Source organism: Pandoraea anapnoica, assembly GCF_902459765.1.
Lineage (GTDB): Bacteria > Pseudomonadota > Gammaproteobacteria > Burkholderiales > Burkholderiaceae > Pandoraea > Pandoraea anapnoica.
Map to the genome: position 1 here is coordinate 293,610 of NZ_CABPSP010000005.1, position 16,525 is coordinate 310,134.

The 16,525-nt window shown below is 62.2% G+C and carries 13 protein-coding genes and 1 pseudogene; 3 read left to right on the forward strand and 11 right to left on the reverse strand.

What is annotated here, in order from left to right; all coding sequences use genetic code 11:
- Window positions 1-61: 61 nt before the first annotated feature.
- Window positions 62-379: pseudogene (locus PAN31117_RS11250) on the forward strand (4a-hydroxytetrahydrobiopterin dehydratase); the annotation flags it as partial.
- Between the two features lie 21 nt (window positions 380-400).
- Here PAN31117_RS11250 and PAN31117_RS11255 read toward each other — a convergent pair.
- From PAN31117_RS11255 to PAN31117_RS11280, 6 genes are all read right to left on the reverse strand, one after another.
- A complete protein-coding gene (locus PAN31117_RS11255) occupies window positions 401-853 on the reverse strand; it encodes an SET domain-containing protein (RefSeq protein WP_046290246.1) in 453 nt (150 codons plus the stop codon).
- 176 nt (window positions 854-1,029) lie between these two features.
- Window positions 1,030-1,671 carry a MarR family winged helix-turn-helix transcriptional regulator gene (locus PAN31117_RS11260; RefSeq protein ID WP_174990914.1) on the reverse strand — a complete coding sequence of 214 codons (642 nt, stop codon included), beginning with the start codon at window positions 1,669-1,671 and terminating at the stop codon, window positions 1,030-1,032.
- A 1,405-nt stretch (window positions 1,672-3,076) separates the two neighbouring features.
- Window positions 3,077-4,192: a YbdK family carboxylate-amine ligase gene (locus PAN31117_RS11265; RefSeq protein WP_150663727.1), complete on the reverse strand. Its 1,116-nt coding sequence runs from the start codon at window positions 4,190-4,192 to the stop codon at window positions 3,077-3,079.
- Between the two features lie 3 nt (window positions 4,193-4,195).
- Complete coding sequence (locus PAN31117_RS11270; protein WP_150738240.1) at window positions 4,196-5,401, reverse strand: cation:proton antiporter; 1,206 nt, start codon at window positions 5,399-5,401, stop codon at window positions 4,196-4,198.
- 493 nt (window positions 5,402-5,894) lie between these two features.
- On the reverse strand, window positions 5,895-7,904 hold the full coding sequence (mnmC, locus tag PAN31117_RS11275; protein ID WP_150738241.1) for a bifunctional tRNA (5-methylaminomethyl-2-thiouridine)(34)-methyltransferase MnmC2/FAD-dependent 5-carboxymethylaminomethyl-2-thiouridine(34) oxidoreductase MnmC1: 2,010 nt from the start codon (window positions 7,902-7,904) through the stop codon (window positions 5,895-5,897).
- Window positions 7,901-9,676: a ClcB-like voltage-gated chloride channel protein gene (locus tag PAN31117_RS11280; RefSeq protein WP_306440190.1), complete on the reverse strand. Its 1,776-nt coding sequence runs from the start codon at window positions 9,674-9,676 to the stop codon at window positions 7,901-7,903. The genes mnmC and PAN31117_RS11280 overlap by 4 nt, the downstream gene beginning before the upstream one ends.
- A 743-nt stretch (window positions 9,677-10,419) precedes the next feature.
- On the opposite strand from PAN31117_RS11280, the gene PAN31117_RS11285 reads away from it, so the two are divergent.
- Complete coding sequence (locus PAN31117_RS11285) at window positions 10,420-10,875, forward strand: MarR family winged helix-turn-helix transcriptional regulator (RefSeq protein WP_150738242.1); 456 nt, start codon at window positions 10,420-10,422, stop codon at window positions 10,873-10,875.
- A gap of 79 nt (window positions 10,876-10,954) precedes the next feature.
- Here the strand turns inward: PAN31117_RS11285 and PAN31117_RS11290 are convergent, their stop codons facing one another.
- Window positions 10,955-11,902 carry a DedA family protein/thiosulfate sulfurtransferase GlpE gene (locus PAN31117_RS11290; RefSeq protein WP_150738243.1) on the reverse strand — a complete coding sequence of 316 codons (948 nt, stop codon included), beginning with the start codon at window positions 11,900-11,902 and terminating at the stop codon, window positions 10,955-10,957.
- A 214-nt stretch (window positions 11,903-12,116) separates the two neighbouring features.
- A complete protein-coding gene (locus tag PAN31117_RS11295; protein ID WP_150738244.1) occupies window positions 12,117-13,682 on the reverse strand; it encodes a DHA2 family efflux MFS transporter permease subunit in 1,566 nt (521 codons plus the stop codon).
- Between the two features lie 471 nt (window positions 13,683-14,153).
- Between PAN31117_RS11295 and PAN31117_RS11300 the strand changes: the two genes are divergently transcribed.
- Window positions 14,154-14,948, forward strand: a complete 795-nt coding sequence (locus PAN31117_RS11300; RefSeq protein WP_150738245.1) for an MHYT domain-containing protein — start codon at window positions 14,154-14,156, stop codon at window positions 14,946-14,948.
- A gap of 121 nt (window positions 14,949-15,069) precedes the next feature.
- Here PAN31117_RS11300 and PAN31117_RS11305 read toward each other — a convergent pair whose 3' ends face one another.
- From PAN31117_RS11305 to PAN31117_RS11315, 3 genes are all read right to left on the reverse strand, one after another.
- Entirely contained in the window at window positions 15,070-15,285 is a 216-nt protein-coding gene (locus tag PAN31117_RS11305) for a hypothetical protein (protein WP_150738246.1), read from the reverse strand.
- Window positions 15,286-15,342: 57 nt separating this feature from the next.
- Window positions 15,343-15,939: an RNA 2',3'-cyclic phosphodiesterase gene (thpR, locus tag PAN31117_RS11310; protein WP_150738247.1), complete on the reverse strand. Its 597-nt coding sequence runs from the start codon at window positions 15,937-15,939 to the stop codon at window positions 15,343-15,345.
- Between the two features lie 127 nt (window positions 15,940-16,066).
- Entirely contained in the window at window positions 16,067-16,447 is a 381-nt protein-coding gene (locus PAN31117_RS11315) for a hypothetical protein (RefSeq protein WP_150738248.1), read from the reverse strand.
- Between the last annotated feature and the right edge of the window lie 78 nt (window positions 16,448-16,525).

Below are 16,525 nucleotides of genomic sequence, written 5' to 3' on the forward strand. Positions count from 1 at the left end.
TGTGAAACAATAGGCCGAATGAACCGGCGCCCCGGCCGTTCATGGTTGCAAGACACGTTTTGAAAGGAATGCCATGACAACACGACTCTCATCCGAGGCACGCGCCAGCCTGGCCGAAGTGCTGCCCGAGTGGCACCAGGTGGTCGGACGCGACGCCATCCAGCGCAGCTTCACGTTTCACGACTTCAACGAGGCCTTCGGCTTCATGACGCAAGTCGCGCTCAAGGCGGAAAAGATGGACCATCACCCGGAGTGGTTCAACGTCTACAACCGTGTGGACATCACCCTCTCGACGCACGACGCCGATGGTCTGACGCAACGCGACGTCGACCTGGCGCTGGCCATCGACCAGTTCGCCGGCGACCGCGCGTCGCGCTGACCTTCCCCCTGCCTCACGCGCTCAGCGCTTCGGCGCGAGCAGCGTGCCGCGACAGGCCTTGCTGCCGCAGTGGCAAGCGTATTCGCGTTTGAGTTTCTTGGTATAGCGGGCGTCGATCACAAGACCGTAATCGTAGAAAAGCTCTTCGCCCGCATCGATATCGCGCATCGCATAAATATAGACGTGCTCCCCTTCCTCGCGCGCTTCGCAGTTCGGCGAGCACGCGTGGTTGATCCAGCGAGCATTGTTCCCGTCGACCTTGCCGTCGATGCAGCGACCGTCTTCCAGGCTGAAGTAGAACGTATGGGTCGGATGATCCGGATCGTGCGGATGGCGACGCAACGCCTCGCGCCACGAAATGATCTCGCCCTTGTACTCGATCACGCGATCCCCCTTCTTGAGGCGCTTGACCGCATACACCCCCTTCCCGTGGACGCCCGACTTCCTGACTTCGATTCTGCGCTTGGCTGCCATCTCTATGCGATGAGGTTTCGTGGATGCAAAAAAGCGCAGTGTACAGGCACGCGACGGTCATGTGCGTGACAACGTCCGACGAAAAAAAAACGTCACCCGGTCGCGGATGACGTTCTCCCCCTTGATTCGCACGGCTCCGGCATCTCACCTGAGCGCAGCGAATGCCGGCCCGGCGTTCAGCTCTTGCTGTAAAGCTTCCAGACCTTGTTGCGCGTCGCCAGGTCGGCTTCCTGGTGCGCATTGCAGTCGATCGCAAGACGCGAATCGTCGAACGTCGTATTGAAATAGTTGCAGTGGTACACGCCCTTGCCGCGCGGCGCGGCTTCGAAGTGCTCGCACGTCAGGCACATGCGTTGCTGCGGCATGTCCCCGCGGCTCTCCATCGTGGACATGAGCTTGACGAGCATGCGGTACAGCTGTGCCCGGTCCTTCTCGCTCAGCACGTCGGCAGCCGTCGTCACGAAGCTCGCCCATTGCGAAGCCCGTTTGGCGGAAGTGCGGCCCTTGGCGGTCAGCCGCAAAGCCAGCGCGCGACCGTCGTTGGCATCGCGCCGTTTCTCGACCAGGCCTTTGCTCTCAAGCGTACTCACGGCCTCGCTGACCGTGGCCGATGTGAGCGCGGCATCCTCCGCAATTTCGCCCAGTCGCATCGGCACGCCGCGCATGAGCAGGAGCGTGAGAATCTCACCCTGCGTCGGCGTCAATCCAGACAGTGCCGCGCCTTCCCAGGCGTGGCTCCGTAACGCAGTTCCCATGCGCAGCAAGCTTGCCGTGACGCGCTTGGAAAGCGGTTCATCAAGTGGGGTCGGGGTAGCCATGATTTTCGTTAGGATTTCTAAAAACTATACGTCGATAAAACAGCTTGTCAAATGAACTCACGGGCGGTGCATCACACGTCTCTGCCTATTGCTTCGTATATTTCGGCGCCCCGCCCGGGGGAAACCCTAAGCCACTTCCGTGTCGATACTCGACGGCGAGTCGCTGTTGAACCTGCCGCCCCACCACGATTCCATTGTGTGTTCTGAGTTTAATTTTGGCGTATCAGTTCTTGTACTGATCTCCCAAATCCTACTCATGATGTTTACAAAATATTGGTGTCCTGCGCACTTGTGCAGCGAAGCGTCGTATCGGAAAAAACGTTTCGCATCCCATGCGAATTACATCGCTCGCTGAATTGATGTAACGCGCGGGGGCGTGTCGAAGCACGTCGTACCCCAGACCAATTCTCACCTCGCTCGCAAAGCCTCTCCGGACGTGGCTCGTAGACCGTAACGACGCGCAGCGCGTGCGCAGCGTCCCTGTTACGTCCCCTCCAAAAATCACTAGATATTCGAGACAACGCTGCGTTGCCCGTGTCATGGCGCGCGCGCACTGCCCCCTCCTGCGTTTAGGACAGAACGCAAATGATTTGAAACACAACCGTCGTTCGTCAGTGGCCGAGGGTCGTGCTGCGCGAAAAAAAAGGGAAAGAACCGATCGGCGTGTCGGCAAGCGAGCGCTGCGGAACACGCGAATTGAGAAATTTGGCCAAAAGGAGGCTGTCGCTCGTTACGGCCATCAAAACCAACATCATTCACTTCTTACACCACGTACGGCAGGTCCGGGATTCGGCGTGGCGAGATTGTAGCCGCGAACCAGCCGCCCCATACGAGAACGTCAAAATTATCCACAAAACCGTGTTTTCGGGGGTGCTTTGCACAATATTTAAGCGCCTGTGGATAACTTTATGGATAAGTTATCGGACTAGTTGTGCATGGGTTCGGGATAAGTCGCGAATCTTTCCACAGGGGTCGAAAACTGTTCCGAGTTGTTCTCCGGATACCCGCTGTTTGTCCATCCAGTTCTCATTCTGGCAACTTCCTGTTTACTCAGCGTTTACTGTGGTTATCCACAGAAGTTGGCTGCCTTTGTTAACTACTACTATGTATACATACAGTAAACCTATTAAAACCTTAAAACCTTGCTGTGAGCCACGCGAAAACGGCGAAAAAGCCTGTTGGCCCGAACAGTGGAAAAAGTGGAGAGCGCAGCGCTTGCGATGCGTTATTCGACGGATTTGGGTCCTGTAGAGCGCTATGGCACCGCGATTTGCCCCTGAGCAAGGCATAAAGCCACCGCTGAGCCCCACTGCAAAACCGTCGGGCAAGAAAAAACCCCGCCAGGGCGGGGTTTCGTCAAACCGGTCGTCAGACAACCGACAGAGCTTGCAACAAGTGTTTCAGGTCATGCGGCCCAGCGAAGACACTGCTGACGGACCATCTCGTTAAGCGATTTGGCGTCAGCATGGATCTCACGCAACCAGACGGCGTCGTTCTTTCCTGACGACACGAGCTGACGGATATCCTCGCAGGCCGCTTCGGCTTCCAGAACCGCTGCATGCGGTTTGATAAGCTCCAGGGTCTTCGCGATGTGGTCCCCCAGCATTGAGCGTTCACCCGTTTGCGGATCCACGTAAGCGCCTTCCAGACCGAAACGGCAAGCCTCGAAGCGATTGAACGTGTAGACCAGGTAATCGTCCTCGCTGAGATCGAACGGGCGCTCATTGAGCAAATAATGGGCCAGAGACTGGATGTAACAGGCGATAGCGGCCGCCCGGTCCACCGACAAGGGGGTATCCATCACCCGGACCTCGATCGTCCCAAAACCCGGTTTAGGACGGATATCCCAGTAGAAGTCCTTCATGCTCTCGACCACGCCCGTCTTCACCATCTTGTCGAAGTAAGTCTCAAAGTCGGACCACTTCAGGACAAACGGCGCACGACCCGACAGCGGGAACGCGAAAACCGAGTTCAGACGGGCTGAATGGAAACCTGTGTCCACCCCCTGCACGTACGGCGACGAGGCCGACAGAGCGATGAAATGGGGGATGTAACGCGACATGGCGTGCAGAAGGTACAACGCGCTGTCCGGATCCGGACAACCGATGTGGACGTGCTGACCGAATACGGTGAACTGCTTGGCCAGATAACCGTAGAGTTCGGACAGGAAGTGAAAGCGCGGCGAGTCGTAGATCGTGCGCTCGCTCCAGCGCTGGAAGGCATGCGTGCCGCCGCCGCACAGGCCGACATTGAGCTGGTCGCTGGCGGCCACCAGCACGTCGCGCACGCGGCGCAACTGCGTGACGGCATCGCTGTGGTGATGGCAGATGTCCGTCGACAGCTCGATCATGCTTTCGGTCATCTCAGGCTTGATTTCGCCCGGATGCGTCTCCTTGGCAACGAGCCGCATCACATCGGACGCCGCCTTGGTCAGATCGTAATCGTGACGATTGACGATCTGCATCTCCAGCTCCACCCCGAAGGTGCAAGGCTTCGAGGGAATGAATTCTTCTAATGACATGGCTTAATCCTTCCGTTCACCGACAAGGGCCAATGCCCAATAGACCACCAGCGGGCCGGCCAGTTGCAGCAAGGCGATGGTGCACATCACCACGGCCTTGAGCATCGGATCGAACTGCGGGTAGATGTCGTACGTGTCGGCGACGAGTACGAACGCGAGACTGGCCATCGGGCACAACGACATCCCGAGCGCGACGGCCTGCTTGTAACTGATCCCGGCCTGATGGGCGACCGCCACGGTGCCCACGACCTTGGCGACGCCGCGCACGACGATGATCGCCAGCGCCGCTACCCCGCCCAGCACGACGTATTCCCACTGGAACGCCAGCGATGTCAGCACGAACAGCACCACGGCAAGCAACCAGCCGGCCGTGCCGAAGTACGCAGGCCAGAGCTGCGGACGCTCGTCCAGATTCCGGAAAATGATCCCGGCGAGCAGCAGCGTGAGCGAGTTCGGCAGCTTGAGCATGTGCACCAGCGCCACCATCAGCATGATCAGACCGATCAGCATCACGAAAGCGTGATGGTCCTGGCTACCGAACTTGCGGAAGACCAGATTGCAGGCCTTGGCCAGCACGAATGCCAGCACGATCGAGCCGATCAGCAGATACAGCGGATGAAACAGCACCACCCAGAAGCTGGAGTGGTAGGCCTGGTGCATCCAGCCGTAGACGAGCTTGACCGCCACGACCGCGTAGACGCTGTTCAGGGCGGCCAGCGCCAGCAGACGCTCCGTCACCTGCCCTTCGGCCCGCAACTCGTTCTTGAGCTGGATGACCACCGCTGGCGAAGTCGCCATGCTGATGGATGCGATCAGGACCGCCGTGAGTGGCGAAACGCTGAACACGCGCAACACCACGTAGACCGCGATGAAGGTGAGCAAAGCTTCGAGCGCGCTGGTGACGATGATCCAGGGATTCGCCCGCATCCATTTCAGGTTGAGGCGGCTACCCAATTCGAACAGCAGCAGGCCCAGCGCCAGGTCGATCAGCAGCCGGATGGCCGCGCTGGTCTGCGCGTCCAGCATCGAGGAAAGACCCAGGGTGCCACCGACCAGCCCGACCACGGCGTAACCGGTGATGCGCGGCAGGCGCAGTCTCCGGAAACAGATTTCCCCCGCGAGACCGGCGAATACCAATGCCAGCCCTGCGAAGAAAACGGGATCGGGCGCCGGCGGCCAGCCCGGAAAAAGGGACAGTTCCGACGTCATTAATGCTCGCTTTGCGCCGCTTGACGGCGCATCAAGTGGTGAAAAGGAAAGAAAGTCGCGCGCGGGGTTGCAGATGAAAGGACAAATGCGCGACGGACCCGAAGGGTTGGGGTCATTTTGCCACAGACGGTTTCCTAGGCTTTCAAACGGTCGTCTCGACGGCCACTGCCCCGCTGCACGGGCGTGTCCGGGCACGTCATCATTGGCGGCCGGATTTCTGCGAAGCATGCAGGGAGGCAGACCTAACTTCGGACGCCTGAGATCGGCGCTGAGGCAGGAACGTACGGGGGCAAGCGCCGACGGCGCGCCGCCCCCGCATGGGGTGGACGTTGAACCCCCATAGGGTCAGATTCGATTTATTGAGCGCTTAGCACTTTCAGAGAACCGGCCCATGACGCCGCGGATTCGCGAGCGTCGAAGGGCGCGAATAACGGTTGGCGCCGGGTTTTGCCTGACGATTCAGGCGTTCCGCCACGCGCCGCCGTCGCGCCCGTCACGCTTTGCGCAGTGCGTGCATCAGATAGCGCGCCGGATCGATGGCGTCTGCCAGATCGCCGCCGATGGGCCACGGCTCGCCCTCGATCTGGCTGGCAACCAGCTCCGCGCACAACGACGCGAACACCAGCCCCCGTGACCCGAAAGCGAAGCTCGCGTACAGGCCGTCGAGACGTGGCAGATCCCGCAGATGCCCGCCGGTCAGACGCCGCCGCATCGGCTCGATGGCGCTCAGATCCGGCAACTGCCCCGCCATCGGCAGACGGTCGGGGACCATCGCGCGAAACGCCGTGCGCCCGCCCAGCTCGGCGGCGGTGCTTTCATTGGCGAGGCCCGCGCTCCCGAACAAGTCGGCATGGGCCGGGAGCAGCGCGGCGAGCCGTCGCAGGTTCGCCTGATGGTCGGCCAGACGCACTTCCTCGGCCGGATCGTCGAATCCGTAGGTCGCGCCTGTGATGGGACCTGCACCGCCAAGGGGGGACGGCGCGACATAGCCGTCTCCACAGACCGGCACGCGCAGGCCGGGCAAGACATCGGGCGGCAGGAAGGTCAGTTGCCCGCGCACCCGACGTACCGGGAGGAACTCGGGCGCGAGAAAAGGCGAGAGCAGCCTTTGGGAGACGTCCGCTGCCGTCACGATAACGACATCCGCTTCGGCAAGCACGCGACCCGAATCGTCCAGCGCGGTCCAGCGACCGTCCTCACGGCGCTCAAGCCGCTCGACGCTCACTCCGTAACGCGCATCGAGCGACGGCCCGGCAGCGACCAGCTCGGCGCGGCAGAGCATCGACGGCGCAAGCCATCCCCCCTCCGGATACCAGACGCCGCCATACGCGAGCGTCTCCCCGGCGAGCGCCGAGGCCTGCTCGACGTCCACCCATTTCGCATACGACTCCGGATACGCGTGCGCATCCATGAGTTGCTGCAAGGCTTGCGCTTCCGTGTCGGACGTGGCGACCTGAAGCAACCCGTCGGCGTGTCCGGGCAGACCGCCGGGCAGCGTGCGCCATTGGGAGAGCGCGTAGAGAAAACCGGCGCGCGTGAGTCGCGAGAGCACATTGTCGTCAGCCGACAATTGCGGATGGAAGACGCCGGCCGGGTTGCCCGAGGCGGCGGTGCCCGGGGCCTGCGCGCGTTCGAAGAGACGCACCCGCCAGCCGCGGGCGACAAGCCGTCGCGCCATGGCAGCGCCCGCCATACCTGCCCCAACGACGATGGCTTCGCGCGCGCGCGAAGCGGGTGCGGGCGGCGGATCGTAGCGTCGCATGCGGTAAGGCGGCGCGTACGGCCCGGCGAGCATCGAGCGCTTCGGCCCGTCGCCGTCATGCTCCACGACCTGAAACCCGGTGGCCACGAGGTCGCGTCTGACCTGCTCCTCCGTGGTGTACGTCGCCAGTGTTGCGTGGTCGCGCGCAAGACGCCCGAGCGACTTAAAGACCTCAAGTGTCCAGATATCGGGGTTCTTCGCCGGAGAAAAACCGTCGAGATAAAACGCATCCGCCCCGACGCGCAGCGTCGGCAGCAGATCGGCGACGTCGCCGAAGCCCACGCTCAGCACGACCCCCGGGGCCAGTTCCAGCCGGTGCCAGCCGGCCACGGGGGCTGGCCACACGTCGCATAGGCGCTGCACCAGCGGCGCGAGTTCGGTCATGCCCGGCTGCACGAGCATCGGTTCGAGCATGCGGCGTAGATCCAGCGGCCGGAACGGAAACTTCTCGAGCGAGACGAAGTGCAGCCGCGCGGGACGTTGCGGGTCTTCGCGCCAGGCGGCCCACGTCGCCAGAAAGTTAAGGCCCAGACCGAAGCCCGTCTCGACGACGACGAACTGATCGCGGCCGCGCCAGCGCCCGGGCAGGCCGTTTCCTTCCAGGAACACATAGCGCGCCTGACCCAACGCGCCATCGGCGCTGTGATAAACGTCCTCGAACACCTCCGAATACGGCGTGCCGTCGTCGGTCGTCGACGGCTGTGCGGGAACGAGCGGGCCAGTGCCCGGGCGGTGGCTCATTCTCCGCTCCGCTCTTCGGTCACGATTTCAATCAGCCCGGGCAGCGAGATCACGCCCAGCCACTTCCCTTCTACACCTGTCACCGGCACCCAGTCGGCGTGCATCTTGCCCACCGAGCGAAGCGCGCTGACCAGCGCCATATCGCCGTCGAGTGCTTTGCACGGCGTGACGGTTTCCGTCCACAGTTCCGGTTTGCCGGTGGCCTGTCGACGCCACCAGCTTGCGGCGTCGAGCGTGCCGATCAGGCGACCGTCTTCCGCGCGTACGACAAGGTTGCGGTAGCCGGTCTCTACGAAGCGCTCACCGATGGCGTCCGAGCTGTCGGCGGCGCTCACCACGGCGTCGTTATCCACCGCCAGCGACGACAACCGCATCTCGCTGCCCTCACCCGTCATAGAGAGCCAGCGGCCCGCCACCTGATTGCGGCGCAGCGACTTGGCGTACACCGAGTCGGCGCGCAGCGTGTGCGCCGTCAGATAGGCCGTGACGCACGCAAGCATGAGCGGCAAGACGACCTGGTAGCTCAGCGTCATCTCGAAGATCATCAGAATCGACATCAGCGGCGCGTACGTCGTGGCCGCCAGAAACGCTCCCATGCCGACGACGGCGTAGCTGCTCGCGACCGATGCCGTCGACGGGGCCAGCGCGTTCATCGCCAGCCCGTAGAGGCTACCGAGCGCAGCACCCACGAAGAGCGTCGGCGTGAAGACCCCGCCCACCGCGCCCGAACCGGCGGACGAAGCCGTCGCCAGCACCTTGAAGATCAGCACCATCGCGAGCGCCTGCCACGCCCAGTGCGTGTGCAGGATCGAGTTCACGACGCTGTAGCCGTTCCCCCAGACCTGCGGCACCTGCAACGACAGCACGCCCACGATCAGGCCGCCAATCGCGAGACGCAGGAACAGCGGGACGGGCAAGGCGCCGAAGCGTTGCTTCGCAGTGTCGAGCAGGCGCAGGAACAGCGGCGCGAGCACACCGGCCAGCACGCCGAGACCGACGTAGAAAAAGACCTCCCAGCCGGAGACGAAGTCGAAGCGCGGCATCTGGTAGACCGCGTCGTAACCGAGGAACTGGCGGATCACGATGTTGGCGATGACCGATGCCACGACCAGCGGCCCGAGTGTGGCCGTCGAGATCGAGCCGTAGACGATCTCCGAGATGAACAGTGCGCCCGCGATGGGGGCGTTGTAAGCGGACGTGATACCGGCCGTCGCACCGCACGCGACCAGCAGGCGCAGCCGCTCGGGCGGGAACGCGAGAATGCGACCGACGAGCGACGCGAACATCGCGGCGAGCTGCACCATCGGTCCTTCCCGGCCAATCGACGCCCCGGACGCCACCGAACACAGCGACGACAGGCTTTTGACGAGCGTCTGACGCAGACTCAGGACGCCCGTGCCGATGGCAATGGCTTCCATGTAGTCGTCGGAGCCCTTCTTGGGCACCCAGAGCGTGGCGTACTGGAGGATGAGCCCGGCGATTAAGCCGCCTGCGGTGGGCAGCAGCAGGCGCTGCCACCAATTGAAGTTCAGCGCCAGCTCGACCATGCCGCTGTGATGACCTGCAAGGAGAAATTGCAGACCGGAGAGCGCTTCACGAAACGCCACGGTCGCCAGCGCCCCCAGCAGCCCGACGATGCCAGCGAGCAGCAGCGTAATTTGCAGGGTGTTCGGTGCGAACTGACGCCGCACCCACACAACAACGGGCGATTTGGCCCAGGCGGACACTGCTGACACGGTTAGAAGACAGTTGTTGTCGTAGTTGGGCCTCATGGTATCGACCGATGCCTTTTTTTGAAAGCACACGGCCCGGCGGGTGATTTTTACCGCAAAAACTGAGGATTGCTCAGGTAACGTAGTTTTTGGAGGGAATTTTGTCGGGGATGCGGTACGGCGAGGCTCGCTGTGGCGAACCGGGCGAGATTCGGATGGGATGATTCCGAAGCGGATTTTTTCGAATCGAATTCGGACGCTTCATTTTCTTCGACGCGATTTTGGAGTGTGTGATTTGCCACCCCGCCGCCGAGATGGATTTGGCACCCATCGGGATGCCGTAGACGTCCATTTTCCGAGCCGCGTTTCGCCGGTCAAATGAAAAGATGAGGATTGCTCAGATAAGGCATTTTTCAGTGCCCGGTTTGCTCCGAATCGAGCGAATCCGTAGCGTAGCGCCACGATCGTCAATTTCTCCCTCCTCTGCTATTTGGCTTCGGTGAATTCCGATGACTACCGCTCGGTCTGGGCATTTCTGAATCGCACTCAGATAAAGGTAATTTTTGAAGCTCAAACGCGGTTTGGACGGCGATTTCAGGGCGTTTCCCGAGGCAGGGCCACGGTTACCTGCGGGCAGGCCGGATTTCGCGACGCCTCCGGTCCCGACGCTTCCCCGGCCCGGTTGATCGGGAGCAAGATCGCGCCGTCGTGCTTATCTCCAGACCGTTCTTCGCGCTGGTCACATTGCACGCGGTGAAATAGAATGGCGCGCAATTGAATTGGAACCGAAGCGTAATACCCGAATGGCAGTGAGCAAAAAGGCCGCACAAAAAACGCCCGTGCGTCTGGAAGATCAATTGGGCTTCGCGTTGTACTCCGCATCGCTGGCGATGACCAAAGCACACAAACCGATGCTCGACAGACTTGGTCTGACCTACTCGCAGTATCTCGCGATGGTGGTGCTCTGGGAGCAGGACGATATCGCCGTCAACCAGTTGGGCGCACGTCTGGGACTCGACTCCGGGACGCTCACACCTTTGCTGAAAAGACTGGAAATCATGGGGCTTTTGACGCGTCGTCGTGGAGAAATCGACGAGCGTCAGGTGTTCATCGATCTCACGCCGCGTGGGGTGAATCTGCGTCGTGAGGCACGTCAGGTGCCCGCGCAGGTGCAGGCGGCAACGGGACAGTCGGACACCGCGCAAAAGACATTACGCAACCTGCTTCTGCAATTGCGCGACGCCCTCAACGACGCGTAGTCAAAACAAAACGCGCGCCTCCTTGCGGAAAAGCGCGCGTCATTCAGTTGTGCGCAATCGAATGCGCCACTGTCAGGAATCAGTGCGCCGGCACGAGCATTTCCATGCCGTCGATTTTCTCGACGGTGTAGCCGGCGTCACGCCACGCATCGAGCCCACCAAGCAGCGGGCGCACCTCCGAAAATCCCTGTCGACGCAGTTCCTGCGCCAGCTTCGCCGCCGTCACTTCGTTGGGACATGCGCAGAACACCACGATCCGGCGGTCGCGTGGGATGTCTTTCAGCTTGGCGGCGATCTCGTCCGGTTCGATGGCCAGTGCGCCCGGAATCGTGAATGGGTCCACGGCGCGGCGCGCGGCCGAGCGCACGTCGATCACGACTGGCGTGATGTCGTCCTTCATCCACGATTCGAGCGTCTGCACGCCGATGCGGGCCATGCGCAGCGAGCGCAGCAGCCGGTAGCGGTTCAGCCAGCGGTTGAGCAGGTAAAGCGCGAAGATCAGCACCACCAGCCAGAGCACACCGCGGCCAAGCGTATCGAAGGCGTCGAGCACTGCGACGATGTGCGAGGCAAAGCCGACGCCGAGCGCCACCGCCAGCCCTGACCAGAGCACGGCACCGATGGCGTCGTACATCAGAAACATGCGCCACGAGACACCGAGCGCGCCAGCCATCGGCACCGACAACGCCGAGAGGCCCGGTACAAAGCGCGCGAACATCAGCACCCGCACACCGTGCCTTCCGATGGCCCCTTCGGTGCGGCTCACGCACGTGTCGGGCGAAATCGACAGTCGGCACATCAGGCGCAGGATGTGGTGGCCGTAGCGGCGTCCGGCGAGGAACCAGAGCGCATCGCCCAGCAGTGCGGCAAAGACCGCCAGTGCGACGATCGACAGCGGCGGGAACAGCGACGTCGAGGCCGTCACGATGAGCGTGGGATAGGCGGGCAACGGCAGCCCCAGCGCCTGTCCGAAGATATTCAGAAAGACGAGCCAGAGCCCGAAGCGGGCGATGAGATCGAACAACATGCCGGGTACCTGTTGGCAGAGAAACGTTACGGGGGGAACCAAAACGCAAATACGTCCAATCGGGCGCGATACCGCATGTTAACGCTGTGCCGTGACGCTCAGAAGCCGTGAAGCCGAAAAGTATTGTTGCGGATCTGGAACGATGGCCGTGATGTCCCGGGAACACACGCCCCTATCGAGCCAATAGTGCCCGGCGCGACGGGGCGACCGGGTGTCAGTGCCCCATCGCCGCCGACGTCCCCTTTTTCGGTTTAGTCAGCCAAACCAGCGCCGCCATCGCGAGAAAGACATACCCCGACAGATGGAAGATGTCGTTCGTCGCCAGCATGAAGGATTGCCGCGTAACGAGGTCGTTGAGCACCCCGAGGTCCGCGCCGTTGGTGAGACCGAGTCCCTGACGGAGCTGGTCGAGGTAGCTCGTCGTGGCGTCGGAGTATGGCGTGATGTGCTCGACGAGCCGCGCGTGATGGTAGATCGCCCGATCCTCCCACATCGTCGTACTGATAGCCGTGCCGATGGCGCCCGAGAGCGTCCGGAAGAAGTTCGACAAGCCCGAAGCCGCCGCGAGACGCTCGTCCGAGATGCTGGAAAGCGTGATCGTTGTGACCGGCACGAAGAAGCACGCGATGCCGATGCCCTGCACGAGTCGCGGCTCGATGACCTTCGCAAACGACAGATTCAGCGCGAAATGCGAGTTCCAGAACGACACCCCCGCAAACACGAAGAACGCGAACGAGGCCACGGCGCGCAGATTCAGCCGGTTCATGTTCTGCCCGATGATGGGCGAGAGAACGAGCGCCAGCAGGCCCACCGGCGCTGTCGCAAGCCCTGCCTTGCCTGCGGTGTAGTCCATCACCGTTTGCAACCACAGCGGGAAGATCACGACCGACGCGAAGAACGTCATGAAGCCGAACGAAATCACCACGACGCCCAGCGCAAAGTTTCGATCCTTGAACAGGGTGAGATCGACAATCGGTTTGTCGGACGTCAGCTCCCACAGGATCAGGAACGACAGACAGATCGCGGCGGTGAGCGCGAGTGTGACGATCAGGCTGTTGTTGAACCAGTCGCGATCCTTGCCGAGGTCGAGCATCATCTGCAACGAGCCGACGCCGATGGCCAGCAGCGCGAGACCGATCAGATCGATAGGCAGTTTCTGCGTCTTCGTTTCATGCCCGCGCAGCAGGATCCAACACGATACGGCGGAGAAAATGCCGACCGGCACGTTGATGTAGAAGATCCACGGCCAGGTGTAGTTGTCGGTGATCCAGCCGCCGACAACGGGGCCGAAGATCGGCGCGACGATGACCGTCATGGCCCACAGGCCCAGCGCGAGACCGCGTTTTTTCTCCGGGAAGCTGCGCAGCAGGATCGTTTGCGAGAGCGGCACCATCGGGCCGGAGACAAGCCCTTGCAGCAGACGGAAGAACACCAGCGATTCCATGTTCGGGGCGAGGCCGCACAGCATCGATGCGATGGTGAAGGCCGCCACGGACATGACGAAGAGCCTCGCTTCGCCCACCCGCCGCGCGAGCCATCCTGTCAGCGGCACGGCGATGGCGGCAGCCACCGCGTACGAACTGATCACCCACGTGCCCTGACTGTTCGACACACCGACGCTCCCGGCGATGGTCGGCACGGCAACGTTGGCGATGGACGTGTCGAGCACCTCCATGAACGTGCCCAATGCGAGGCCCACGGTAAGGATCGCCAGTCGTGCGCCGGTGAGCGGTGCGCCTTGCGGCGGGGCGGCGGAGGATGCCGTGGCGGCGTCTGCCATGTAAAACGTCTCCCTGTATTGATGGCCGGACGATGTTGGTCCCAGTAGCGTCCGGCGTCCGTGGCATCGCGGCCAAAGTCTTCCCCGGATGGTGCCGCACATCCCGCGCGCTGTGCGACGCAGGTTTGGAAGTGAGTCTCTAAATTGTCAGATTGCGCTCGTAACTCTCTCGAAATTTAGCTCATCTTGCGTGAATCACGCGCCCTGCAAGGGTTTGCGACCGGCCCGGATCGGGGCGTTCGGGGGTGGCGCGGCGATTCACCGGCGGCGGCCGAACGTCAGACGTTTTTGCCCCTTGACGGCGTTCGGGCGGCGGGATTGAATCGCCGGTAGCGCTCGACGTTAGCGATGCAACGTCGCAGTCCCCAGGGCGCTGTCGTCGCTTTATCGATGTCGTGCAGGCTCAAATAAGAAAACGCTCGTCCACCGCCTACCGGCGTCCCGGCGACAGCAAAATCACAGGATAAGCCCATGCAGCCAGGTAGCGTCGTTCCTCTTTATTACAGCGAATTCCTTGTCCTGCTGTCCTTCGTGATCTCGGCGCTGGGGGCCTATGTCGCGCTGGTCGCGGCGTCGCGCATTCGCGACGAAGACGGACGCATCAGCCTTGGCTATCTTTCGGTGTCTGCGCTGGCGCTCGGCGGCATCGGCATCTGGGGCATGCATTTCATTGGGATGGCGGCGCAGCGCATGCCGTTTCCCGTCTCCTATTCCCTCTGGCCGACCGTTGGCAGTCTGGTGCTTGCAGTCGTCGTCTCCGGGGCGGCGCTCTGGTTCGTGGCTCGTGCGTCGTATCGCAACATCCTGCAATGCGCGATTGCGGGCGTTGGCGCGGGACTCGGTGTGGCCGGTATGCATTATCTCGGCATGAGCGCGATGCGCACGCAAGCGTATTTCGAATGGGACACCACGATCATTGCGCTGTCCGTGCTGATCGCCATTGTGGCGGCGAGTGTGGCGCTGTGGCTGGCGTTCCATCTGGAAACGAGTCTGCAACGCGCACTGGCGGCGCTGGTGATGGCGGTCGCCGTGTGCGGCATGCACTACACGGGCATGCGCGCCGGGACGATCATCTGCACAGCCGAGACGCGCGCGCAGGTTAGCCTGCGACTCGGGGGAGATACGCTGCCGTACGGTGTGTTTGCCATTGCCTGCGTGGTGTTGCTGGGCATGGCGGTGCTGCTGTATCGCACGTCGCGCAGACGACGCGCGCGCATGGCCGCGCGGCTCGATGCACTCATGCGTCAGCGGGCGGGGCATGTCTGAGGTGCACCTTCCGGACGTCGCACCGAATCCATTGAATCCATGAAAAACGCCGGCCTGTCTTTCGACGGGCCGGCGTTTTTCATGCGTTGCCTACCAAGCGCCTCGCGGCGCAGCACGATGTTCAGTGCAGGATCGGGCTTCCTCCGACAGGCATGACGTCACCTGTTTCAATCAGGTCGACGATATCGAACGGTTCAGTGTTGAGCTCGCGCGATGCACCGGGCTGGCCGGCATACCACCTAACCATCGCCATATGACCCAACACACGGATCACGATGCCAATGGCATCACGCGGCACTGCGATGTGTTTAGATTTGACGATCGATCCGACTTGCACTTGAGCCTCCTGCGAATGACGAGAAACCGACATGCCGACCGGACGGCCAACACATCGTCATCCGACTATACCGTATTGCGTTGCGGGCATTGCCGATTTCTCGGCGGACGTCTCGAAAAAGCCGTCCGGTTGCCCACCGGGCTGTCCGCTATGGTGCTCGGCTAACAAGCGATAGTGCGGCCCGCGTGGTGTGCGCACCGAATGCACGAGAACATAGCCGTCGCAATGCCAGATCAGCGGAGGCGGATAGAGATCCGACGGCGCTCGCCGCGCATGACGCAGCAGCGACACGTGGGGACGGAAGGACTGCGTCACGACCCGCGCACCGGTGGCACGCCATTGAGAGAGCAGCGTGTTGCGGGTGGCGACGAGATGGTCAGGCACGCTCGGCGCACCCGCCCAGACGATCTTCCTGTCCGACCAATAGCCCAGATGATCAAAGGTCAGCGTGAACGGTTCGAGCGGCGTGCGCTGCATGAGCGCGAGTAACATGGGCAGACGCGCGGGATCGATCTCGTCGAGGAAGGCGAGCGTCAGATGCAACGTCTGGGCGCGGAGCACGCGTCCGCCGCATTCCGAATGTGCCGACGAGGCCCAATCGTGAAGCTGCGCGCGCACACCCGGCCCCGGCCAAAGCGCAAGGAAGAGTCGCATGGGAACACCAGAGAATGGATCCGACTGATGATTCTCATAGTAGGCGGGCGCTCAGGCGAATGCCAGCGGCATGCCTCACCGGTTTCGGCGCCCCGAGACGTGGCCTTCTCGTGCGATTCGTCCGATATCAGTTCGTGGAGATGCCCGGCGTGATGCCGCGGCGATTGCGGCGCGGTGTCTCAGGCGGCTTCTCCTCTGCCTTGGGCGCGGGTGGACGCGTGATGCTGTTCCAGTTGTTCTGGATCGCAGTGTCGGTGGTGTCGCGGGAGACAGCGCGCGAGATATCGGCGCTCGGATTGAACACGGACGAACCGCCTGCGGGAGCCGCGCTATTGGCAGGCGCTGACGTGTTTTGCGCGTGTGCGTGCGGGGTGACGAACAATGCGGCGGCGATGGTCACAGGCAGCGTCAGCCACAGCGCTTTATGGAGCGACTTATGTAGCGGCTTTTGCAGCACAGATGCGCTCGGTGCGCGGGAGGTGAAGCGGGACGTCGAGTCGTGGGCCATCGGATGTCTCGTGCGAGAACACATACGACGGCCGACGTCTGTGCCCGGGCGGGCTAACGTCGGCTGACGTCTGTCTTC

Coding starts and splice junctions, on each gene's coding strand:
- PAN31117_RS11290 (WP_150738243.1), bottom strand. CDS start 11,902: ATGTTGTTCGATCTCATCGCCCGCTTCGGGCTCTGGCTCGTCTTTCTG.
- PAN31117_RS11295 (WP_150738244.1), bottom strand. CDS start 13,682: ATGGCAGACGCCGCCACGGCATCCTCCGCCGCCCCGCCGCAAGGCGCA.
- PAN31117_RS11280 (WP_306440190.1), bottom strand. CDS start 9,676: ATGAGGCCCAACTACGACAACAACTGTCTTCTAACCGTGTCAGCAGTG.
- PAN31117_RS11255 (WP_046290246.1), bottom strand. CDS start 853: ATGGCAGCCAAGCGCAGAATCGAAGTCAGGAAGTCGGGCGTCCACGGG.
- PAN31117_RS11265 (WP_150663727.1), bottom strand. CDS start 4,192: ATGTCATTAGAAGAATTCATTCCCTCGAAGCCTTGCACCTTCGGGGTG.
- PAN31117_RS11260 (WP_174990914.1), bottom strand. CDS start 1,671: ATGGCTACCCCGACCCCACTTGATGAACCGCTTTCCAAGCGCGTCACG.
- PAN31117_RS11315 (WP_150738248.1), bottom strand. CDS start 16,447: ATGGCCCACGACTCGACGTCCCGCTTCACCTCCCGCGCACCGAGCGCA.
- thpR (WP_150738247.1), bottom strand. CDS start 15,939: ATGCGACTCTTCCTTGCGCTTTGGCCGGGGCCGGGTGTGCGCGCGCAG.
- PAN31117_RS11270 (WP_150738240.1), bottom strand. CDS start 5,401: ATGACGTCGGAACTGTCCCTTTTTCCGGGCTGGCCGCCGGCGCCCGAT.
- mnmC (WP_150738241.1), bottom strand. CDS start 7,904: ATGAGCCACCGCCCGGGCACTGGCCCGCTCGTTCCCGCACAGCCGTCG.
- PAN31117_RS11300 (WP_150738245.1), top strand. CDS start 14,154: ATGCAGCCAGGTAGCGTCGTTCCTCTTTATTACAGCGAATTCCTTGTC.
- PAN31117_RS11285 (WP_150738242.1), top strand. CDS start 10,420: ATGGCAGTGAGCAAAAAGGCCGCACAAAAAACGCCCGTGCGTCTGGAA.